This is a genomic window from Roseovarius sp. THAF9, from assembly GCF_009363715.1.
In the GTDB taxonomy this organism is placed as follows: Bacteria; Pseudomonadota; Alphaproteobacteria; order Rhodobacterales; family Rhodobacteraceae; genus Roseovarius.
The window spans coordinates 437,602-458,741 of record NZ_CP045404.1 but is presented as its reverse complement, the minus strand read 5'-3'; the positions used below and the strand labels follow the sequence as shown (position 1 = coordinate 458,741).

Here is a 21,140-nt window from a genome sequence, read left to right as displayed (position 1 = left end):
AGCGCCGCACCTGCAAGGCCTCAGACGGAATAATCCTGCACGTCCCAGATTTCATGCAAGGAGCTCTCGCCGATCCTGAGCAACCGCGCCAGCGTGGCCGCTATCGCGACCTTGTCACTCAGGTCGATGCTCAGCGTCACGTCCCGTGCCACCCGCGCCAGCTTGCTCATCCCGATCTGCTCGGCAATGGCGATCAGGCTACGGGCACTCTTGCGCATGTCCTGCACCTGGTTGCGGCGAAAACACCGCTCGGTATGCGACAGGCGCACCGCCAGCTCTTCCAGCGCGCGGCAGACGACATCCTCGGCCCCGGCCTCGCCCAGTTGAAGGTAGAGCTGCTCCAGCCGCCCGTGGTCCAGTTGCACGACCTCGGTCTGGTTCAATAGAGTAATTCTTTCCACGGTCTTTCCCACATTTCCATGCCCCCTCGGCAGGGCCGACCATGCCTGCAAAGCCTTTTGAATTGGTTTGCCGCGGACCAATTTCTATCTCGAATTCTTCTAGAATCCCGATTATCACCCCTGGGAACCGTGACAGATCCAAAGGCGCCACCATGAAGAGAGTCCGCCCGCTCCCCAGCTACCTCGTGCAACGCTACAAGGGCTGGAAGGCCACGAAATATCAGGACAATCAGGCCTGGTACCGCCACCTGGCGCAAGAAGGCCAGCACCCTCGCGCGATGATCATCTGCTGCTGCGACAGCCGCGTGCATGTCACCGCCATCTTCGGCGCCGACCAGGGCGAATTCTTCCTGCACCGCAACATCGCCAACCTCGTGCCGCCCTTCACCCCCGACGGCCAGCAGCACGGCACCTCGGCAGCGGTGGAATACGCCGTCACAGCCCTCAAGGTCGCGCATGTCATCGTGCTGGGCCATTCCAATTGCGGCGGCGTGCGCGGCTGCGACGCTATGTGCTCGGGCGAGGCGCCGGAACTCAACGACAAGACCAGCTTCGTCGGCCGCTGGATGGACATCCTGCGCCCGGGCTACGAGCGCGTGAAAAAGATCAAGGATACCGAAGAACGCGTCGCCGCGCTTGAAAAGCAGGCCGTTCTCGTCAGCCTTGAAAACCTCGTCACCTTTCCCTTCGTGGCCGCCGCCATCGAGAGCGGCCACCTCACCCTGCACGGGCTTTGGCATGACATCGGCGAGGGCGAGATCGAACATTACGTGCCCGAAGAAGGCGGGTTCGTCACGGTCTGACATCGCGCCGGGCCTGCCGCGCGTTATTCCTGTTGCCTTTCTCCGCCAATGCGATAATTCACTTCGGATTTCATTCGGAGGGGATGCTGGATGATGGAGATACTCGCACTGGCCGGTGACAACCTGATCTCGCCAATCGTGTTGTCCTTCGCGCTCGGCCTCGCCGCCGCGCTTGCGCGCTCCGATCTTTCGGTGCCCGAGGCCGCGGCGAAGGCCCTGTCGATCTACCTGCTTTTCGCCATCGGGTTCAAAGGCGGGGTCAGCGTGGCCGATCATGGCATCGACGCCACGCTCGGGTTCACCCTGCTGGCTGGCGTGGTGTTGTCGGGCCTGCTGCCCTTTGTGGCCTTTCTGCTCTTGCGCATCGTCACCCGCATGGACCGCCTGAATGCCGCCGCCGTCGCGGGGCATTACGGCTCGATTTCCATCGTCACCTTCGTCGCCGCCACCTCCGTGCTGGAAAGCCGCGACATCGGGTCCGAGGGCTACATGGTCGCCGTCGCCGCCGCGATGGAGGCGCCCGCGATCCTGTCGGCCCTCTGGTTGGTGTCGCGGGGAGAGAAATCGGGCCGCATGGATGCGGGCCTGTGGCGCGAGATCCTTCTGAATGGCTCCATCGTCCTGCTGGTCGGCAGCTTTCTCATCGGCTGGATCACCGGCCCAGAGGGCCTTCAGGAAATCAGCAGCTTCATCGTTGCCCCCTTCAAGGGCGTGCTCTGCCTCTTTCTTCTGGACATGGGCCTCGTCGCCGGGCGCGGCATGGCCAAGGGCCGCCACGACATCGGCCTTGGCGGTCTTGTCTTCGGCCTCGTCATGCCCGTGGTCGGCAGCCTCTTCGGCCTCGGCGCCGCGCTACTTCTGGGCCTGTCCACCGGCGGCGTGGTCCTTTTCATGGTGCTTGCGGCCTCGGCCAGCTATATCGCCGTGCCGGCGGCCATGCGCGTCGCCCTGCCCGAGGCGAACCCCTCGATCTATCTCACGCTGTCGCTCGGCGTGACCTTCCCCTTCAACCTTGTGCTGGGCATCCCGCTTTACGTGGCCATCGCCCGCGCCGCGACAGGAGGCTGACATGCAGACCCATGATGCGAAACGCGTCGAGATCACAATCGAGAAGGTCATGAAAAGCCGCCTCACCAAGGCGCTTCAGGCCGCCGACGTGACCGGCTACACCGTCCTGCCCGTCTCGGGCGGATCGGGCCGGTCCGGCGAATGGGACCGTGCGGGTCAGGTCGGCCGTGCCGACGGCATGGTGCAAGTGGTGTGCATCATCCGCCCGGAACGGCTGGACAACCTGCTGGAGGCCGCCTTTTCCGTGGTCGAGCGGCATATCGGCGTGGTCTGCGTCACCGACTGCCAGGTCCTGCGCGCCGAGCGGTTCTAGCCTGCGCCCCGGCAGACGCCCCGTACACCGGCCCGGCAGGGCCAGTGCACACGTTCCGTCCCGGACCACAAATGCACCTCAGCGCAGCACCATCCCGTCCGGCCATTTGATCGTGTGGCTCAGGCGGATCTCCTGAGTCTCACCCGCGCCCAGCTCGAACGCCCACGCCAGTACGCCGCGCTTGTCTTCGACACGCTCCTCGGCCGGGGTCGGCGTCGCCTCCCAGCTGATCTCCAGATCCTCCTGCTCGGACACCGGTACCCGGTCCAGCACCCGCAGCGGCCATGTCTCTCCGGTCAGGTTCTCGACCTCTATGCGCACCGTTTCCTCGATCCGGTTGGATTTCGAGATCACGCCGCGGTCGCCCTCCGCACGGTCCTCGACCGTGCGCGTGAGGCGCAACCCGTCGATGGGTCCGAAGGACAGCTCCGCCGCCTCTCCCGCCGGGATCAGATCAAGGAAACGCTGCCCTACGAAGCGCCCGTCCAGGTAAAAGCTCGCCTCGGCGCTCGGCAGGATCAGTTCGCCCGTGTCATTGGTGAACTCCGCCACCAAAAACGCGCTGGAATCGTTCAGCGGCACCGCCTTGGCGACCGTTTCGGCCTGAGCCTCCAGCGTGCCCAGCGACAGCCGCACCCGGTCCGCCCCGGTGGCGACGGCCACCGTGCCGGGATAGCTGTAGGTGACCGACAGCCCGTCGAAATCCGCGGCGGCCACGACCGGCTCGGGCGAAACCGCCATGGCTTCTTCCATCGGCGCACCTGCGGCCATGTCGGATTCGGCGGCGCTACGCGCCAGCGGCACGGGCCGCATCGGCGGCTCGTTGTAGATCCGGCGCAGCCACGGCCAGACCTCGCTCGGGGCGGTCTGTTCGCTCGGGCGCACGGTGGACAGGGTCAGTTCCGTCGCCTGCCAATTCTCGCCCGTCGACTGACCCACATAGGCCCCCCGCTCCAGCGTCAGCGCGCCGCTGGTCCGATCCAGCCGCAGATCATAGACCGGCTCCCACCCGGCGGCGTCAGTGTTGTACGTCACCGTCAGCATGCCCTCGGCGGCGGCCTCGGCGCTGACGGCAACCGCCAGCATTGCGCGGTCCTCTTCCTCTGGCACCAGCGCGGCCTCGGCCTGTTTCGCACGCTCCAGCTCGTCTTCCAGATCTTTCAGCGACCGCGCCACAGCATCGGCTCGCCGCTCGGCATCCTGAGCGTTGCGCAACGCGGCCAGGGTCTCTTCGCCGATCATCGCCGACAGGTCGCGCAACTCGGTAATGTCCAACTCGGTCACGCCCTCGCCCTCGCCCAGCTTTTCAAGAAACGCGACCCGCGCCCGCGCCGCCTCGGCCTCCAGCCGGATCGTCTCGACCGCGGCGCGCGCATCCCGCAATTCGTCCTCCAGCCGCTCCACCTCGGCGCGGGCGGCCTGCAACCCGGCGGTCTCTTCCTCGGTGCGCGGCGGTACGAAATCACGCCGCGTCGTGACGCTGCCCATCGCCGCGCCGTCGACGGCCACCCGGACCGACGCCAGGGGCGTCGACCGCGGCAGGTCCGTCAGGATCAGCTGATGCTGCCCCGCCGGGATAGTGTAAGGCACCTGCCGCGTAACGGTGGCGCCTTGCGGGTAAAGCGTGACCGCGCCGACATCGCTGGTCAGGGCGAAATCTTCGGCCAGCGCGGGAAACGGCAGGGCGGCAAGAATGATGAGGGAAAGCGAACGCATGGTGTCTACTCCAGAATAATTGGCCGGATGATCGGTCTCTAATGGGACGCACGCAAGTCCGCCGTTCTTGGCCGCACCGTGAAACTTTCCCACGAAAAAAAACCGCGCCGCCCTTGGCAAAGGACGGCGCGGCCGAAATTTCAAAGCTATCGGAAGGACTTATCCCTTCTGCAGCACCCGGTTGCCCAGCGTCTCGGCGATCTGCACCGCGTTCAGCGCCGCACCCTTGCGCAGGTTGTCGCTGACGCACCACAGGTTGATGCCGTTCTCGATCGTGCTGTCCTGCCGGATCCGGCTGATGAAGGTGGCGAAATCACCGACGCATTCGATCGGCGTCACGTACCCGCCATCCTCGCGCTTGTCGACGACCATGATCCCCGGCGCCTCGCGCAGGATGTCGCGCGCCTCGTCCTCGTCCAGGAACTCCTCGAACTCGATATTCACCGACTCCGCGTGCCCGACAAAGACCGGCACCCGAACGCAGGTCGCCGTGACCTTGATCGACGGGTCCACGATCTTTTTCGTCTCGACCACCATCTTCCATTCTTCCTTGGTCGACCCGTCTTCCATAAAGACGTCGATATGCGGAATGACGTTGAACGCGATCTGTTTCTGGAACTTCTTCGGCGGCACTTCGTCCGTGGGGTTGTAGATCGACTTCGTCTGATCCCACAACTCGTCCACGCCTTCCTTGCCCGCGCCCGAGGTCGCCTGGTAGGTGCTGACCACCACGCGCTTGATCTTGGCGCGGTCATGCAGCGGCTTCAGCGCCACGACCATCTGCGCGGTCGAACAGTTCGGGTTGGCGATGATGTTCTTCTTGGTATAGCCCGTGATCGCATCCGGGTTCACCTCCGGCACGATCAGCGGCACATCGGCGTCATAGCGGTAAAGCGACGAGTTATCGATCACCACGCAGCCCGCCTTGGCCGCGATCGGCGCATATTTCTTGGTGGCGTCCGAGCCGATGGCAAACAGCGCCATATCCCAGCCGGTGAAATCGAACCCGTCGATGTCCTTGGTCTTCAATGTCTGATCGCCAAAGCTGACCTCTGTGCCGATGGACCGGCGGCTGGCAAGCACCGCGATCTCGTCGACAGGGAACTGGCGCTCGGCCAGGATGTTCAGCATTTCGCGGCCCACGTTGCCCGTGGCGCCCGCGACGACGATTTTGTAACCCATCTTGGGAAATCCTCTTCGGTTCGGGTCTCTTTGCGCCGCTCATACCGCAGTGCAGCACGATGTTAAAGGGGCTGCACGTGGCTCGCGCAGGCCGATATTTCGATATTTCTAGAAATATAGCTTGCAACAGATGGTCATTTCTATAATTCTAGAAATATGAAACAGACGCCGATTCCCGACCTCGATCTCGCCCTTGCGGCCTCGACCTTTGCCGCGCTTGGTTCTGAGCAACGCCTTGCCGTCCTGCGGACCCTTGTCCGCGCCGGCCCCGAAGGCCTGCGCATCGGCGAGTTGGGCGAACGCGCCGGGGTTGCGGGCTCGACCCTGACCCATCACATGAAGATTCTGGCGCAGGCCGGGCTTGTCCGGCAGGAAAAACAGGGCCGCAGCATCATCTGCGCCGCCGTCGCTTATGACGAACTGCACGCGCTGGCCGACTTCCTGCTGCGCGAATGCTGCGCCGACAGGGACCAATGCGCGCACGAGGACCAATACAATGGCTGATACCACTGCCCCCACCCTGCGTCGCACATGGGCCAGCCTCGACAAGGCTTGGCTGGCGCTGGCGCTGATCCTCGCCGCCGTGGCCGTGCTCGACCCACCGCAATTCTGGCCCACTGTCACATTTACCGCAGGCGCGCTCCTGCACACCGCGCCCTTCATCGTCTTCGCCGTCCTCGCCGTGGCCTATATGAAGGCCACCGGAGCCGAGACCCTTCTGGCCAAAGCGTTCGAGGGCCGGCAGGTCCGCATGATCTTCCTCGCGGCCCTCCTGGGCGGCCTGTCGCCCTTCTGCTCGTGCGAGGTCATCCCGTTCATCGCCGCGATGCTCGCACTCGGCGCGCCGCTTGGGGCCGTGATGGCCTTCTGGCTGGCCTCGCCGCTGATGGACCCGGCCATGTTCCTCATCACCTCCGGCACCATCGGCTGGGATTTCGCCGTGGCCAAGGCCGCCTCGGCGGTGGGTGTCGGCCTCATGGGCGGCTTCGCCACCATGGCCTTGGCCCGCTCGCCGGTCTTTGCCGATCCCTTGCGCGAAAAACCACAGGTCGGCGGTTGCTGCGGCGTCAAGAAACCGTTCCAAGGCAAGCCCGTCTGGCGCTTCTGGTCCGAGTCCGAGCGCACCGCCACCTTCCGCGAGAGCGCCATCGACAACGGCATCTTCCTGCTGAAATGGCTGACGCTGGCCTATGTGATCGAGGCGGTGATGCTGCAATATATCCCGGCCGAAACCATCGCCACGGTGCTGGGCGGCGACGGCATCGGCACGATCCTTCTCGGGGCGCTTGTCGGTGCGCCCGCCTATCTCAACGGCTATGCCGCCGTGCCGCTGGTCGATGCCCTGCTGGCCCAAGGCATGAGCCAGGGCGCCGCCATGAGCTTCGTCATCGCCGGCGGCGTCAGCTGCATCCCCGCCGCCATCGCCGTCTGGGCGCTGGTCAAGCCGCGGATTTTCTTCGCTTATTTCGGCTTCGGCATCACCGGCGCCGTGCTGGCCGGCATGGCGTGGCACGCCATTGCGTGACCTAGACAAACCAGCTTTGAAACGCCCCCGAGGCGCGATGGCTTTCCCAGCTTTCGCGCCTCTTCCCCACTTTTTCTCACCAAGCACATAAAATTGCCCTGATTTGTTGTCATATCGTGGACAATTCCGACATAATGCGCGGGATCAAGGCTAATACAGCCTTAATAAAACCTCGCTAAACGAGGGTTAAGAGCAGCGACGGAGCCTCTGGATGCTCGAGTTCGACAATGTCAGCAAGTCCTTCTGGACGGGCACGCAGCGCAAGGTGATCCTTGACCGCGTCTCGTTCCGGGTGGAGCTTGGCCGCTCGCTCGGCATCCTCGCGCCCAACGGCACGGGCAAGACCACCCTGATCAAGATGATGGCGGGCCTTGAAAAACCCGACGAGGGCGAGATCAGGCGCGGATGCCGCATCTCTTTTCCCTTGGGCTTCATGGGCGGCGTCATCGGGCGTGTCTCGGCCAAGGAAAACGCCCGCTACATCGCCACGCTCTACGGGCTCGATCCCGACTATGTCGAGGCATACTGCCGCTATGTCTGCAACCTTGGCGAATATTTCGACCAGCCACTCGGCACGTATTCCTCGGGCATGAGGTCGCGCTTCACCTTTTCGTTGATGCTGGCGCTGGATTTCGACATGTACCTCATCGACGAGGGCATGCCCAGCTCCACGGACGTTGAATTCAACCGGCGCGCGGGCGACATCCTGCGGGAACGCCTGCGTACAACCACAGTGGTGATCGTATCGCACCAGCCCGCCACGCTCGAGAAATTCGCGCGCGAGGCCGCCGTCCTGATGGATGGCAAACTGCATATTTTCGACACCTTGGAAGAGGCGAAACAGCTTTATGACTACGAAACCCAAGGCTAGAAAGTTCCGCATCCGCCGCACCGCTTCGGGCAGCGGACAGGCTGCCGCGCAAGGTTCCGAGACCGGCGCAGAGGAGGACGTGCAGCAGACACCGGACACCACCCCGCAACCGACAGTGGACTCCGCTCCGCAACCGTCCGCGAACGAGGCGCCGCAAACCCCGGTGCACGAGGGCGAAGTGTCTTCGACCCGCGAGGTGTCGGTGTCGCAGGACATCGATGAGATCCGCAAAGAGGGCCTGACCGGCCGCCAGTTGCGCATGGCCCGCCGCATGGCCCAGAAACACGGGCTGGCGCCCACCTCTGATTTCGACGCGGTCCGCCTGCTGCGCGCCCGCGGCATCGACCCGTTCCAGCGCTCCAACATCGTGGAACTGGTCTCGGGCAGCGAAAATTCCCAGCCGGCGGAAACCGAGGGCGAACGTGTACAACTGCCCCAGACCGTGCCGGTGGGCCAGATTGCCCTGCCCTCGACCGAGCTCAGCCCCGCGGACAGGCGCGCCCACGAAATCCAGAAGATCCAGCGCGACATCGCCTCGCGCCGCCGCAAGAAGATGCTGCTGCTCATGTCGCGGCTCGCGGCCTTCGTGATGTTGCCTACGCTGATCGCGGGCTATTATTTCTACAACATCGCCACGCCGATGTACGCCACCAAGTCCGAGTTCCTGATCATCACCGCCGACGGCGGCGGCGGTGGCCAGGGCGGGCTGGGCGGCCTTCTGCCGTCGCAATTCGCCACCGGGCAGGATTCCATCGCGGTTCAGTCCTACCTCGAATCCAAGGATGCCATGCTGCGCCTGAACGAGGATGTGGGTTTCAAGGCCATGTTCAGCAGCGAGGAGATTGATCCGATCCAGCGGCTAGATCCCGACGCCACGAACGAGGCCGCCTACAAGGTTTACCAGAAATACGTGAATCTCGGCTATGACCCGACCGAAGGTGTGATCCGGCTCGAGGTCGCCACCGCCGACCCCGAAACCAGCCAGGAGTTCTCCGAAAAGCTGATCGAATACGCCGAAGAACGCGTCGATGCGCTCAGCCAGGAAAAACGCTTCGATGCCGTGAAAACCGCCGAAGCCGCCCTGCAAGAGGCCAAGGATGAACGCCGCGCCGCCCAGCGCCGGCTGGTCGAGCTGCAAGAGGGCTCGATCCTCGACCCCGAGGGCGAGATCGCCAATATTCGCCAACTCATCGGCAACGTCGAATTGCAGCTTCAGGAAAAGCAGCTGGCGCTCAACACTCAGCTGGCCAATTCCCGCCCCAACGCCGCCCGGGTCGAGGCCCTGCGCTCCGAGGTTGAGGTCCTGTCGCAGGAACTGGCCAAGCAGAACGCCCGCCTGACCGAGGCAACCGAGGAAAACGCCTCGCTCGCCAGCCAGGCCGCCGAGATCCAGATGGCACAGGCCGACCTCGCCACCGCCGACCTCGTGCTGCAATCCGCACTGGAAACCAAGCGCCAGTCCGAAATCGAGGCCAACAAGCAGGTGCGCTATCTGACCGTCGCGGTGAAACCCGTGGCCTCGCAGGATCCCTCCTATCCGCGCAAGTTCGAGAACACTTTGCTTGCGTTCCTAATCTTCGGCGGTATCTACCTACTCCTGTCGCTGACCGCATCGGTGCTCAAGGAACAGGTTTCGTCGTAAGACATGAAAACAGTTGAAATCGCAGACCTGCGCGTCGGAAACAACGCGCCGCTTACCCTCATCGCCGGGCCGTGCCAGCTGGAAAGCGCCGATCACGCCCAAATGATCGCGGGCGCGATGCAAGAGGCCTGCCAAGCGGCCGGCGCGCAATACGTCTTCAAGGCGTCCTTCGACAAGGCCAACCGCACGTCGCTGTCCGGCAAACGCGGTATGGGCATCGACGACGGCCTCAAGGCGCTGCAATCCGTCAAGGATACGCTCGGCGTGCCCGTGCTCACCGACATCCACCTGCCCGAGCAATGCGCCCCCGTGGCCGAGGTCGTGGATATCCTGCAAATCCCCGCCTTCCTCTGCCGCCAGACCGACCTCTTGCTCGCCGCGGGCAAAACCGGCGCCGCGATCAACGTCAAGAAGGGCCAATTCCTCGCACCCTGGGACATGCCCAATGTCATCTCCAAGGTCGAGAGCACCGGCAATACCCGCATCCTGCTGACCGAACGCGGCACCTCCTTCGGCTACAACACGCTGGTGGCCGACATGCGCGCCCTGCCGCAAATGGCCGTAACCGGCTATCCGGTGGTCATGGACGCCACCCATTCGGTGCAACAGCCCGGCGGCCAGGGCGGCAGTTCCGGCGGCCAGCGCGAATTTGCCCCGGTCATGGCCCGGGCCGCCGTCAGCTTGGGCATCGCGGCGGTCTTCATCGAGACCCACGAGGCGCCCGACACCGCGCCCTCCGATGGCCCCAACATGATCCCGCTGGATCAGATGCCTGCCCTCTTGCACAGCCTCATGCAATTCGACAGGCTGGCCAAAGAATATCCTTGCCACATTGATCCAAACTAAAGGTATTTCCGTGACCAAGCCTGCCGCCTCCGTGACCCAGAACACCTGGGAATTTCTCCGCGACCCGATGATCACACCCACGGGTTTCCGCGAATACGACGCCCGCTGGAAATATCCCGACGAGATCAACCTGCCCGGCATCACCGCCCTCGGCCTCGGCCTCGGCACCCAGATGCGCCGCCGCGGCATCGACCCGGTGATCGCGGTCGGCAACGACTACCGCGACTATTCGCTGTCCATAAAGAACGCCCTGATCGTCGGCCTGATGCAGGCCGGCATTCACGTCAAGGATATCGGACCGGCGCTCTCGCCCATGGCCTATTTTTCGCAGTTCCATCTCGACGTGCCCGCCGTGGCGATGGTCACCGCCTCGCACAATCCCAACGGCTGGACCGGGGTGAAAATGGGCTTCGACCGCCCCCTCACCCACGGCCCCGACGAGATGGACGAGTTGCGCGATATCGTCCTGGGTGGCGAGGGCAAGCCCCATTCGGGCGGCGGCTATGAATTCGTCGACGGCGTGCGCGAGGCCTATCTCGACGACCTCGTCGGCGACTTCCGCATGTCCCGCAAACTGCGCGTCGTCTGCGCCACCGGCAACGGCACCGCCTCGGCCTTCGCGCCCGAACTGTTCGAGCGTCTGGGCGTCGAGGTCATCCCCTCGCACAACACGCTCGACTACACCTTCCCCAACTACAACCCCAATCCCGAAGCCATGGAAATGCTGCACGACATGGCCGCCTCGGTAAAGGAGAGCGGCGCCGATTTCGCGCTCGGCTTCGACGGCGACGGCGACCGTTGCGGCGTGGTCGATGACGAGGGCGAAGAGATCTTCGCCGACAAGATGGGCGTCATCTTGGCCCGCGACCTCAGCAAGCTGCACCCCAAATCGACCTTTGTGGCCGACGTGAAATCCACCGGCCTCTTCGCCGCCGATCCCGAGCTGCAGAAGAACGGCGTGAAAGCCGACTACTGGAAAACCGGCCACAGCCATATGAAACGCCGGGTCAAGGAACTGGGCGCACTGGCAGGGTTCGAAAAATCCGGCCACTACTTTTTGGCCGAGCCGGTGGGCCGCGGCTATGACTGCGGGATGCGCGTCGCGGTGGAAATCTGCAAGCTGATGGACCGCAACCACGACATGTCCATGTCCGACCTGCGCCGCGCCCTGCCCACCACGTGGTCGACCCCGACAATGTCGCCCCACTGCGCCGACACCGAGAAATATCAGGTGCTCGACCGTCTCGTGCAAAAACTCGTCGCCAAGCATGAAGCGGGGGACAGCTTCGCCGGGCAGCCCATCAAGGAAGTCGTCACCGTCAACGGCGCGAGGGTCATTCTCGAAAACGGCAGCTGGGGCTTGGTGCGCGCGTCGTCGAACACCCCCAACCTCGTCGTGGTCTGCGAAAGCGCCACGTCGGACGAGGAAATGCGCGCGATCTTCAAGGAAATCGACACCGTCATCCGCACCGAGCCGTCCGTGGGCGAATACGACCAAAGCATTTAAGAGGGGCGCTGCCCCTCCGCCCGAAACTGCGTTTCGGCCTCCTCCCCGGAGTATTTCTGGAACAATGAAAGCCGAAAACCCTTTCATCGTTCTTCAAATACTCCCGCCGGAGGCTCCGACATCTGCCGCGCGTGATGAGGTCTGCGTGTCTTCCCCCTGCCGCTTCGACACGGGTGGGTGCCGTGTCGAAGCGGCAGGCGTCAACACATCCCTGAGCAGCGCCAAGGGATGCGCCTTCAGCGACAACCGCATCGAGACGTAATCCTCCACCACTTCCTCGCCCGTCGTCATGGCGGGCAGGTCCACGCCGGGCTCGAACACCGCCTCGCCTTCCATGTCCCCGGCGAAGAGCGGCAGCGCCCCCTTGCCCACCATCGCGTGCGTTTCCCACAGCGCGCCCCGCCGCGCCACGTCGATGCCGGCAAAGGCATCCGCCTCGGCCAGCCGCGTCATGACCTCGGGCGCCACGCCCGCGCGGCGCCACACGTCGCTCACCTCGCGATACCCGTTGCCCCGCGCCGCGGTGATCCAGTGGGCGTCTTCCTCCACCATCCCCTTGACCTGCCGGAACCCCAACCGCAGGGCCAGCCCGCCCGCCTCGTCGGGCTCCATCACGTTGTCCCAGAAACTGGCGTTGATGCACACGGGCCGCACCTCCACCCCGTGCTCCCGCGCGTCCCGCACGATCTGCGCCGGTGCGTAGAACCCCATCGGCTGTGCGTTCAAAAGCGCACAGGCAAAGATCCCCGGATGGTGCCGCTTGACCCATGCACTGGCATAGACCAGCAGCGCAAAGCTCGCCGCATGGCTTTCGGGAAAGCCGTAGCTGCCGAACCCCTCGATCTGGCTGAAACACCGCTCGGCAAAATCCATGTCATAGCCATTGGCCCGCATGCCGCGCAGGAACCGCGTGCGGAACTCGCTTACGTTCCCGTGTTTCTTGAACGTCGCCAGCGACCGGCGCAGCCGGTCTGCCTCGTCCGGCGTGAACCCCGCGCCGATGATGGCGATCTGCATCGCCTGCTCCTGGAACAGCGGCACGCCCAGCGTCTTGCCCAGAACCCGACCCAGCTCATCGGACGGAAACTCGACCCTTTCCTCGCCATTCCGCCGCCGGATATAGGGATGCACCATGTCGCCCTGGATCGGCCCCGGCCGGATGATCGCCACCTCGATCACCAGGTCATAAAACGTCCGCGGTCTCATGCGCGGCAGGAAATTCATCTGCGCGCGCGACTCCACCTGGAACACCCCGATCGTGTCCGCCTTGCACAGCATGTCATAGACGCGCGGGTCTTCCGGCGGCAGCGAGGCCAGCGTATGCGCCTGCCCGTGATGCTGGTCGATCAGGTCGAATGCCTTGCGCAGGCAGCTCAACATCCCCAGCGCCAGCACGTCGACCTTCAGGATGCCCAGCGCGTCGATATCGTCCTTGTCCCAGCAAATCACAGTACGGCCTTCCATCGTGGCGTTCTCAATGGGTACCAACTCGTCCAGCCGCCCCTCGGTGATGACGAACCCGCCCACATGCTGGCTCAGATGCCGCGGAAACCCCTCGATCTCGCGCACCAGTTCCATCGTCTGGCGCAGCCGCCGGTCGTCGGGATCAAGCCCGATCTCGCGCATCCGCTCCCGCTCCACCGCGCCCGAGGTCGCAAAGAACCCCCATAACTGCGAGCTGAGCGCCCCCACCGTGTCCTGGCTCAGCCCCATCGCCGCGCCGACCTCGCGGATGGCCCGCTTGCCGCGGTAATGGATCACCGTCGCGCACAGCCCCGCGCGGTGCCGGCCATAGCGCTCGTAGATATGCTGGATCACCTCCTCACGCCGCTCATGCTCGAAATCCACGTCAATATCGGGCGGCTCGTTGCGCGCTTCGCTGACGAACCGCTCAAAGACCATCGTGCCGGTTTCCGGGCTGACTGAGGTCACGCCCAGGCAATAGCACACCACCGAATTGGCGGCCGACCCGCGCCCCTGGCACAGGATGCCACGCGACCGGGCAAAGGCCACCACGTCGCGCACCGTCAGGAAATAGGGCTCGTAATTCAGCTTGGCGATCAGGCTCAGCTCGTGCTCGATCATCCCGCGCACCCGCTCCGGCGCGCCGTCGGGATAGCGCCAGCGCAACCCCTCCATCGCCAGCCGCCGCAGCCTTTGCGCCGCCGTTTCCCCCTGCGACACCTCGCTGGGATACTCATACCGCAACTCGTCGAGCGAAAAGCGCAACCGCGCCGCCACCTCTCCCGTGCGCCGCACCGCGTCCTCGTGGCCCGCGAACAGCCGCAGCATCTCAGACCCCGAGCGCAACCGCTGCTCCCCATTGGCCAAGGCGGCGCGGCCCAACTCGTCCACCCGCCGCCCCTGCCTTATCGCGGTCAGCACATCCGCCAGCCGTCGCCGCCGCGCGTGGTGCATCGCGGGCAGGGCCGAGGCCACTGTTTCCAAGCCCAACTCCTCTGCCAGCCCCGCCAGCCGGTCAAACCGCGCCGCATCCTGACCTTCATAGCGCGGCGCCATCAGCAGGTAACACTGCCCCCCAACACCCTTCACCAGCCGCCCCGCGTGACGCTTCCAGTCCCGCAAAGCCCCCTCGGGCGGATGCAGCAACAGCACGATGTCCTCCATCCCCTCCAGCAGGTCGTCCAGCCGCAGATCGCACTCACCCTTCTCGACCCGCAGCCGCCCGGCACTGATCAACCGGCTCAGCCGGCCCCACCCTTGCCGCGTCTCGGGCAGGGCGGTCAGCACCAGCCCCTCGCGCAGCACCAGCCGCGCGGCGGGGTAGAAGCGCGGCACATGGGCCCACTCGGGCGCGCGCGGCTCCGGCGCGGGCGGGCCTATGGCGCCGTCGCGCGCCTCGATCCGCTCCCGCTCGGCCACCACCCGTGCAATCTCGCGCACCGCCGCGTGGGCGCGCACGACGCCGGCGACCGAGTTCTCGTCGGCAATGGCCAGCCCCGCCAGGCCCAGCTCCGCCGCCCGCGCCACGTATTCCTCGGCATGGGACGCCCCGGTCAGGAAGGTGAAGTTGGAGGTGATCGACAATTCGGTGAACATGGCAGGCCCCCATCATATTCACCTTTTGTTCTCATTTCGAGTCCGAATCTTGGGGTGGGTGACAACCCACGCGCCCATTTACGAAGCCGCGCATCGCCGGGCCGCGGTGCGGCGACCCGACAGTCTTTCTGAGCACTTTATACCCGCCAAACCCGCAAGCCCGTTAAGCGGCGCACCAAGCCTTACCAAATCGCCGTGCCGTCGCACCCTAGGTGCGCCAATGTTATCGGCACGCCTCTGGCGTGACGAGGCGGCCCGGCGATGCGCGGCGGCCTGCGGCCTTGATCCCGCGCGGCCCCACTCAACCCGTCCCGGACCCAATCCGGGACCTCTTAGGGTGGTTGAAAACCCACGCCTCCACCCTCACTTCAGCGGCACACACTCCAGCCCGCCGATGCAGGTCTCCACCTGTTTCACCTGCGCGGGCGACGGCTCGAGAAACGCCCAGCTGCCGCAGGGATCCGCGACCATCACCAGGTTCCGACCATGCTTTTCCAAGAAAACGAGGTACTCCACCCCCGACCGCGCCCCGCCGCACCACGGCCCGAAGCACCGCACTTCCAGCGTTATGTCCCGAGCGAACGGCGTCGTGAACCCTGCGCGCGATAACGACCTACCCTCCAGCCGCGCCGGGATCGTCACGTTGCGCCGATCCTTGTTCGTCCCGTCGTTCTTCGGCAACCGCGCCTCGTCGAACCGCAATTCGCCGGTCACGACGACGTAGGCCTGCTCCGCCTCCGACGCCTGGCTATAGGTCCGCGCCACGTCCGGCCGCAGACACGACAGCGCCAGCACCGGTCCTGCCGCCAGGACAAAGGCCATGCTCGTCAAAAACGTCTTCATAGCCTGTCTCCGAACGCCTCCATCACCTTGGCATAGACCCCGCGCTTGAACGGCACGATCGCGTCCACCACGTCCTCGGGCGCGATCCATTTCCACTCGGAAAACTCCGCCGGCGGCAGGGTGATGTCCACATCCGCATCGGTCCCGTGAAATCGCAGCAGAAACCATTTCTGCATCTGCCCCCGGTACCGCGCCTTCCACAGCTTCGGCACCAGCTCATGCGGCAGGTCGTAGGGAATCCACTCCGGCGTCTCCGCCTCCACCGTCACCAGATCGGCCTTCACCCCGGTCTCTTCCCAAAGCTCGCGCAGGGCCGCATCGCGCGGCGCCTCGCCCTCGTCGATCCCGCCCTGCGGCATCTGCCAGGCGTCATACTCGCTGTCGATCCGCTGTCCGACAAAAACATTCCCGTCCCCGTTCACCAGCATCACGCCCGCGCAGGGCCGATAGGGCAGTTTCTCGATCTCTTCCGGTGTCATGCCGCCAGCCCTCGCCCTTTCAACAGCGCCTCGACCCCTGGCATCCGCCCCCGGAAGGCAAGGTACAACTCCTCCGCCTCGCGCGAGCCGCCGGTCGACAGGATATTCTCCTCCAGCGCCTTCGCCTTTTCCGCGTCAAACGCCCCGCCCGCTTCCTCGAAGGCAGCGAATGCATCCGCATCCATCACTTCGGACCACATGTAGCTGTAATACCCACTGGAATACCCATCTCCACTGAACACATGCGCGAAATGCGGCGTCGCGTGGCGCATCCGGATCGCATGCGGCATTCCCATCTCCGCCAGCACTTCGGCCTGTTTCGCCATCGGATCGTTGGGAGCCTCCCCTTCGTGGAAGGCCAAATCCACCATGGCCGAGGCCACGTATTCCACCGTCTGGAACCCCATATCGTAAGTGGCAGCGCCCAGCACCTTGTCCAGCATTTCCTGCGGCATCGGCTCGCCCGTCTCGGCATGGGTGGCAAACTCCGACAGGACCTCCGGCACTTCCAGCCAGTGTTCATAGAGCTGGCTCGGCAACTCCACGAAATCCCGCGCCACGGACGTGCCCGAAATGCTCTCATAGGTCACGTCCGAAAGCATCTGGTGCAGCGCGTGGCCGAACTCGTGAAACAGCGTCCGCGCGTCGTCATAGCTCAACAACGCCGGATCGCCCTTGGCGAAATTGCACACGTTGATCACCACCGGCCCCTTCACATCGGGGAACTTCCGCTGCCCGCGCATCGCCGAGCACCACGCCCCCGACCGCTTGGACCCCCGCGCAAAATAATCCCCGATGAAGACAGCCACGTGACGCCCGTCCCGCGTCACCTCCCACGCCCGGCAATCGGGGTGGTACAGCGGCACGTCCAGCCGCTTGAACTCCAGCCCGAACAGCCGATGGGCACAGGCGAACGCCGCCTCGATCATGCGATCCAGCTGCAAATACGGCTTCAACGCCGTTTCATCCAGGTCATGCTCGATCTTGCGCCGCTTCTCGGAATAATACCGCCAATCCCAAGGCTCCAAAGGCCCGTTCACGCCATCTTCCCGCATCATTTCGGTCAGCACGGCGGCATCCGCCTCCGCCTGCGCGCGGGCCGGCCCCCAGACATCCATCAGAAGGCCGCGCACCGCCTCCGGCGTCTTGGCCATCTCGGTCTCCAGCTTGAACGCCGCGAAACTCTCGTAGCCCAACAGCTTCGCCCGCTCCTCGCGCAGCGCCAGCACTTCGGCGGCAATCGCTCGGTTGTCCGTCTCGCCCCCATTTGCGCCACGCGACGTCCACGCGGCGTAAGCCTTTTCGCGCAGGTCACGCCGCGGCGAGAACTGCAGGAACGGCACGATCAATGATCGCGATAGCGTAATCACCGGCCCGTCGGCACCTTTCTCCTCGCCCGCCGCCCGGGCCGAGCGCACGACGAATTCCGGCAGCCCTTCCAGATCCGCCTCGTTCAGCTCCATGAACCACCCGGCCTCGTCTTTCAGAAGGTTCTGCGTGAACGCCGTGCCCAGCTCCGCCAGCCGCGCGCGGATCTCGCGCATCCGCTTGTCCGCCTCGCCTTCCAGCCCGGCCCCGGCCCGGCGAAACCCGCGATGCGTCAACATCAGCACGCGCTCCTGCTCCTCGGTCAGCCCCAGGCTCTCGCGCGCGTCCCACAGTGTCGCAATCCGCTGAAACAGCGCCTTGTTGCCGTAGATCTCCGACGAATACGCGGCCAGCTTCGGGCTGAATTCTCGCTGCAATTCCTGCCGCCTGTCGTTGCTGTCGGCCCCCACCACGGTAAAGAATACCGACAAAACCTTGTCCAGCTTGTCGCCCGCCACTTCCAGCGCCTCCACCGTGTTGGCGAAAGTCGGCGGCTCGGTATTGTCCGCAATCGCCGCGATCTCGCCCCGTGCCTCTTCCAACGCGGCCTCGAACGCCGGGGCGAAATCCTCGTCCGACACGGCATCGAACGGCGCCATTTCGAACGGCGTCTTCCACTCACTCAACAGCGGATTGGTCATCTTGCTCTCCTCGTTGGCCGCACACGGGGCAGTCCGCCCGGCGGCTCAGTGAAATTTTCCGGCTTTCCCCATATAGGGCGTCATAGATCAGCATTTCACCCCGCAGCGCCGCGCCCGCGTCGGCGATCACCTTCACGGCTTCCACCGCCATCATCGACCCAACGACGCCCGGCAACGGCCCCAGCACCCCCGCCTCGGCACAACTCGGCGCCAGCCCCGGCGCCGGGGCGTCGGGGAAAATGCACTGGTAGCACGGCGCATCATTCGCGGGGTCGAACACGCTCACCTGTCCTTCCCATTGCGACAAGGCTCCTGAAATCAATGGCTTGCCCTGCGCCACCGCGACCCGGTTGGCCAGGTAGCGCGTATCGAAATTGTCCGTCCCGTCCAACACCAGGTCATACTCGGCAAACAAGTCCGCCGCGATCTCCTCGCTCAACCGCCGCTCGTAGGGGCGCATCTCGACATACGGGTTCACGTCCCGCGCCGCCTGCGCCGCAGAATGCACCTTCGGCATGTCGATCCGCGCGTCGGTATGAATGACCTGCCGCTGCAGGTTCGTCGCATCCACCACGTCATCGTCGATCACCCCGATCCGGCCCACGCCCGCCGCCGCCAGGTAAAGGATCGCTGGCGAGCCCAGCCCCCCGGCCCCGATCACCAGGACCTTCGCCTGCTTGAGCGCCTTCTGCCCCGGCCCACCGATCTCGCGCAGCACGATATGCCGCGCGTAGCGTTCCAGTTCCGTCGGCGCGAACAGCCCCTTGGGCTTTTCCGGCTCCGGCTCGGAAACCCGGCCCCGCAACCGCCGCAACACCTGGCGATAGGCCAGGACCAGCGCCACCGCTCCGGCCAGCAGCAACCACGGCGCCACCGTGCCGCCGGTCGCCTCGCGCAACCCGTTCCCATCGGGCAGTACTAGCTGAGTCAGCACCACGAACGCCCACAGTATCGCGATCATCATCCAGCGCTGACGCCGCGGCGCGCCCATCCACGCCCCCAGCCCCCAGATCGCCCCGGCAAGCACAAGCACCAACAGCATCAGCCTGCCCCCGTCGACCCGAAACCGCCCGCCCCGCGCGCGGTGTCCTCAAGGCTATCCACCAAATCGAAAGCCGCCTGAACCACTGGCGCCACCACCATCTGCGCGATCCGCATCCCGTGCTCCACCGTGAACGGCTCGGCCCCGGCATTCATCACGATCACCCCCAACGGCCCACGATAATCGCTGTCGATCGTCCCGGGGCTGTTGGGCAGCGTGATGCCATGCTTCAACGCCAGCCCGGAGCGCGGCCGCACCTGCACCTCGTACCCGTCGGGTATCGCCAGCCGCAGCCCCGTCGGCACCAAAGCCCGCGCCCCCGGCGCGATCACCACCGCGCCCCGGTCGGCCAGGTTCGCGCGCAGGTCCGCCCCCGCCGCCCCCGCCGTCTCATAGCGCGGCAGGCCCAACTCACGGTCCGCGCCGTCGTCCCACATCACCGAAATGCTTACCATGCGCCGGTTCTTCCCGCTTTTCCTCTGGCAATAAATATCCTCGCCGAAGGCAAGATACTCTTTAGGCGCACCCGCCGTCGCCTCAGCCCAACGCCTCCGCGATCCGCGCCACCAGCCGTTGCGCCACGTCCGCCTTCGACATGCGCGGCCATTCCTCTGCCCCCTCGGCCGTGATCAGCGTCACGGCATTCTCCGCCCCGCCCATGATCCCCGTCGCCGGGCTCACGTCATTGGCCACGATCCAGTCACAGCCCTTGCGCGCTCGCTTGGCGGTCGCGTGATCCACCACGTCATGGGTCTCGGCGGCAAAGCCCACCACCAGCAACGGCCGCCCGGCCTCCATCCGGCTGATGGTGGCCAGGATATCGGGGTTCTCGGCAAACTCCAGCACCGGCAGCTTGCCCCCCTCCTTCTTGATCTTGCGCGCCCCCGCGCTCGCCACGCGCCAATCCGCGACGGCGGCGGCAAAGACGCCCGCATCGGCGGGCAACGCGGACTCGACCGCCTCCAGCATCTGCTGCGCAGTCTCGACGGCGACAACCTGCACGCCCTCGGGCGGTTTCACGTCCGCTGGCCCGGTGACGAAAACCACCTCCGCCCCCGCACCGGCCAGCGCCCTGGCAATCGCCGTGCCCTGCGCACCGGACGAGCGGTTGGCGATATACCGCACCGGGTCGATGGGCTCATGCGTCGGCCCCGAGGTGACAATCACGCGCCTGCCCGCCAGCGGCCCGGCGGCCAGCCGCGCCTCCACCGCCGCCACGATCTCCAGCGGCTCCGACATGCGCCCCGGTCCATGCTCGCCACAGGCCATGTCGCCCGCATTGGGTCCGACGAACCCGATCCCATCGCCTTGCAACGTCGCGATATTGCGCTGCGTCGCCGCATGCTCCCACATTCGCACGTTCATCGCCGGCGCCAGCAGCACCTCCGTGTCTGTCGCCAAAAGCAGCGTCGAGGCCAGATCATCCGCTTGGCCTGTCGCCATCTTCGCCATCAGGTCCGCCGTCGCGGGCGCCACCACGATCAGGTCCGCGCTGCGGCTCAACTCGATGTGTCCCATCTCGGCCTCGTCGGTCAGGTCGAACAGGTCCTGAAACACCTTCGTCCCCGCCAGGGCCGACACTGAAAGCGGCGTCACGAACTCCGCGCCGGCCTTCGTCAGAACCGGCGTCACCGCCGCGCCCCGTTCGCGCAGCCGCCGGATCAGGTCCAGCGCCTTGTAGGCCGCGATCCCGCCGCCGATGATCAGCAAAACACGTTTTCCGGCCAACATGCGACGGCTCCCTGAATCTTCGGCCAAACACTATGCCCGGACCAGACACGGTACAAGGCCCGGGGCTCCGACACGAAAAAACGCCGCCGCAGGCCGCGACAG

General features: G+C 65.2%; 19 protein-coding genes. 9 read left to right on the top strand and 10 right to left on the bottom strand.

The features are described 5' to 3' along the window. Positions 1–20 precede the first annotated feature (20 nt). Positions 21–383, bottom strand: coding sequence for a hypothetical protein (locus tag FIU86_RS02270; RefSeq protein WP_254703921.1), 363 nt, complete (start codon positions 381–383; stop codon positions 21–23). Between the two features lie 170 nt (positions 384–553). Between FIU86_RS02270 and FIU86_RS02265 the strand changes: the two genes are divergently transcribed. From FIU86_RS02265 to FIU86_RS02255, 3 genes are all read left to right on the top strand, one after another. Further along, complete coding sequence (locus FIU86_RS02265; protein ID WP_152473595.1) at positions 554–1,204, top strand: carbonic anhydrase; 651 nt, start codon at positions 554–556, stop codon at positions 1,202–1,204. Positions 1,205–1,294: 90 nt separating this feature from the next. Beyond that, positions 1,295–2,272 carry a sodium-dependent bicarbonate transport family permease gene (locus tag FIU86_RS02260; RefSeq protein WP_152473594.1) on the top strand — a complete coding sequence of 326 codons (978 nt, stop codon included), beginning with the start codon at positions 1,295–1,297 and terminating at the stop codon, positions 2,270–2,272. Between the two features lies 1 nt (position 2,273). Continuing rightward, positions 2,274–2,585: a transcriptional regulator gene (locus tag FIU86_RS02255; RefSeq protein WP_152473593.1), complete on the top strand. Its 312-nt coding sequence runs from the start codon at positions 2,274–2,276 to the stop codon at positions 2,583–2,585. Positions 2,586–2,663: 78 nt separating this feature from the next. Here FIU86_RS02255 and FIU86_RS02250 read toward each other — a convergent pair whose 3' ends face one another. Beyond that, positions 2,664–4,301 carry a DUF4139 domain-containing protein gene (locus tag FIU86_RS02250; RefSeq protein ID WP_152473592.1) on the bottom strand — a complete coding sequence of 546 codons (1,638 nt, stop codon included), beginning with the start codon at positions 4,299–4,301 and terminating at the stop codon, positions 2,664–2,666. A 159-nt stretch (positions 4,302–4,460) separates the two neighbouring features. Next, positions 4,461–5,483 carry an aspartate-semialdehyde dehydrogenase gene (locus tag FIU86_RS02245; protein ID WP_152473591.1) on the bottom strand — a complete coding sequence of 341 codons (1,023 nt, stop codon included), beginning with the start codon at positions 5,481–5,483 and terminating at the stop codon, positions 4,461–4,463. Between the two features lie 156 nt (positions 5,484–5,639). Here FIU86_RS02245 and FIU86_RS02240 point away from each other — a divergent pair, with 156 nt between their 5' ends. From FIU86_RS02240 to FIU86_RS02215, 6 genes are all read left to right on the top strand, one after another. Next, on the top strand, positions 5,640–5,987 hold the full coding sequence (locus FIU86_RS02240) for a helix-turn-helix transcriptional regulator (RefSeq protein ID WP_152473590.1): 348 nt from the start codon (positions 5,640–5,642) through the stop codon (positions 5,985–5,987). Then, complete coding sequence (locus FIU86_RS02235; RefSeq protein ID WP_152473589.1) at positions 5,980–7,008, top strand: permease; 1,029 nt, start codon at positions 5,980–5,982, stop codon at positions 7,006–7,008. Before FIU86_RS02240 ends, FIU86_RS02235 begins: the two co-directional genes overlap by 8 nt. Positions 7,009–7,219: 211 nt before the next feature. Continuing rightward, on the top strand, positions 7,220–7,879 hold the full coding sequence (locus FIU86_RS02230; protein WP_057793080.1) for an ABC transporter ATP-binding protein: 660 nt from the start codon (positions 7,220–7,222) through the stop codon (positions 7,877–7,879). Continuing rightward, a complete protein-coding gene (locus tag FIU86_RS02225; RefSeq protein WP_152473588.1) occupies positions 7,857–9,521 on the top strand; it encodes a capsule biosynthesis protein in 1,665 nt (554 codons plus the stop codon). The genes FIU86_RS02230 and FIU86_RS02225 overlap by 23 nt, the downstream gene beginning before the upstream one ends. A gap of 3 nt (positions 9,522–9,524) precedes the next feature. Next, on the top strand, positions 9,525–10,367 hold the full coding sequence (gene kdsA / locus FIU86_RS02220) for a 3-deoxy-8-phosphooctulonate synthase (RefSeq protein WP_152473587.1): 843 nt from the start codon (positions 9,525–9,527) through the stop codon (positions 10,365–10,367). A gap of 10 nt (positions 10,368–10,377) precedes the next feature. Then, the gene (locus FIU86_RS02215) at positions 10,378–11,874 is read left to right on the top strand and encodes a phosphomannomutase/phosphoglucomutase (RefSeq protein WP_152473586.1); all 1,497 of its coding nucleotides are present in this window, start codon (positions 10,378–10,380) and stop codon (positions 11,872–11,874) included. 93 nt (positions 11,875–11,967) lie between these two features. Here the strand turns inward: FIU86_RS02215 and FIU86_RS02210 are convergent, their stop codons facing one another. From FIU86_RS02210 to coaBC, 7 genes are all read right to left on the bottom strand, one after another. Continuing rightward, entirely contained in the window at positions 11,968–14,934 is a 2,967-nt protein-coding gene (locus FIU86_RS02210) for an error-prone DNA polymerase (RefSeq protein WP_152473585.1), read from the bottom strand. Positions 14,935–15,297: 363 nt separating this feature from the next. Then, positions 15,298–15,777 carry a hypothetical protein gene (locus FIU86_RS02205; RefSeq protein ID WP_152473584.1) on the bottom strand — a complete coding sequence of 160 codons (480 nt, stop codon included), beginning with the start codon at positions 15,775–15,777 and terminating at the stop codon, positions 15,298–15,300. Then, a complete protein-coding gene (locus tag FIU86_RS02200) occupies positions 15,774–16,256 on the bottom strand; it encodes an RNA pyrophosphohydrolase (RefSeq protein WP_152473583.1) in 483 nt (160 codons plus the stop codon). The genes FIU86_RS02205 and FIU86_RS02200 overlap by 4 nt, the downstream gene beginning before the upstream one ends. Then, complete coding sequence (locus FIU86_RS02195; RefSeq protein WP_152473582.1) at positions 16,253–18,265, bottom strand: M3 family metallopeptidase; 2,013 nt, start codon at positions 18,263–18,265, stop codon at positions 16,253–16,255. Before FIU86_RS02195 ends, FIU86_RS02200 begins: the two co-directional genes overlap by 4 nt. Continuing rightward, complete coding sequence (locus FIU86_RS02190; RefSeq protein WP_152473581.1) at positions 18,243–19,307, bottom strand: HesA/MoeB/ThiF family protein; 1,065 nt, start codon at positions 19,305–19,307, stop codon at positions 18,243–18,245. The genes FIU86_RS02195 and FIU86_RS02190 overlap by 23 nt, the downstream gene beginning before the upstream one ends. Then, positions 19,307–19,762, bottom strand: a complete 456-nt coding sequence (gene dut / locus FIU86_RS02185; RefSeq protein ID WP_152473580.1) for a dUTP diphosphatase — start codon at positions 19,760–19,762, stop codon at positions 19,307–19,309. Before dut ends, FIU86_RS02190 begins: the two co-directional genes overlap by 1 nt. A gap of 82 nt (positions 19,763–19,844) precedes the next feature. Then, the gene (gene coaBC, locus FIU86_RS02180; RefSeq protein ID WP_152473579.1) at positions 19,845–21,038 is read right to left on the bottom strand and encodes a bifunctional phosphopantothenoylcysteine decarboxylase/phosphopantothenate--cysteine ligase CoaBC; all 1,194 of its coding nucleotides are present in this window, start codon (positions 21,036–21,038) and stop codon (positions 19,845–19,847) included. Between the last annotated feature and the right edge of the window lie 102 nt (positions 21,039–21,140).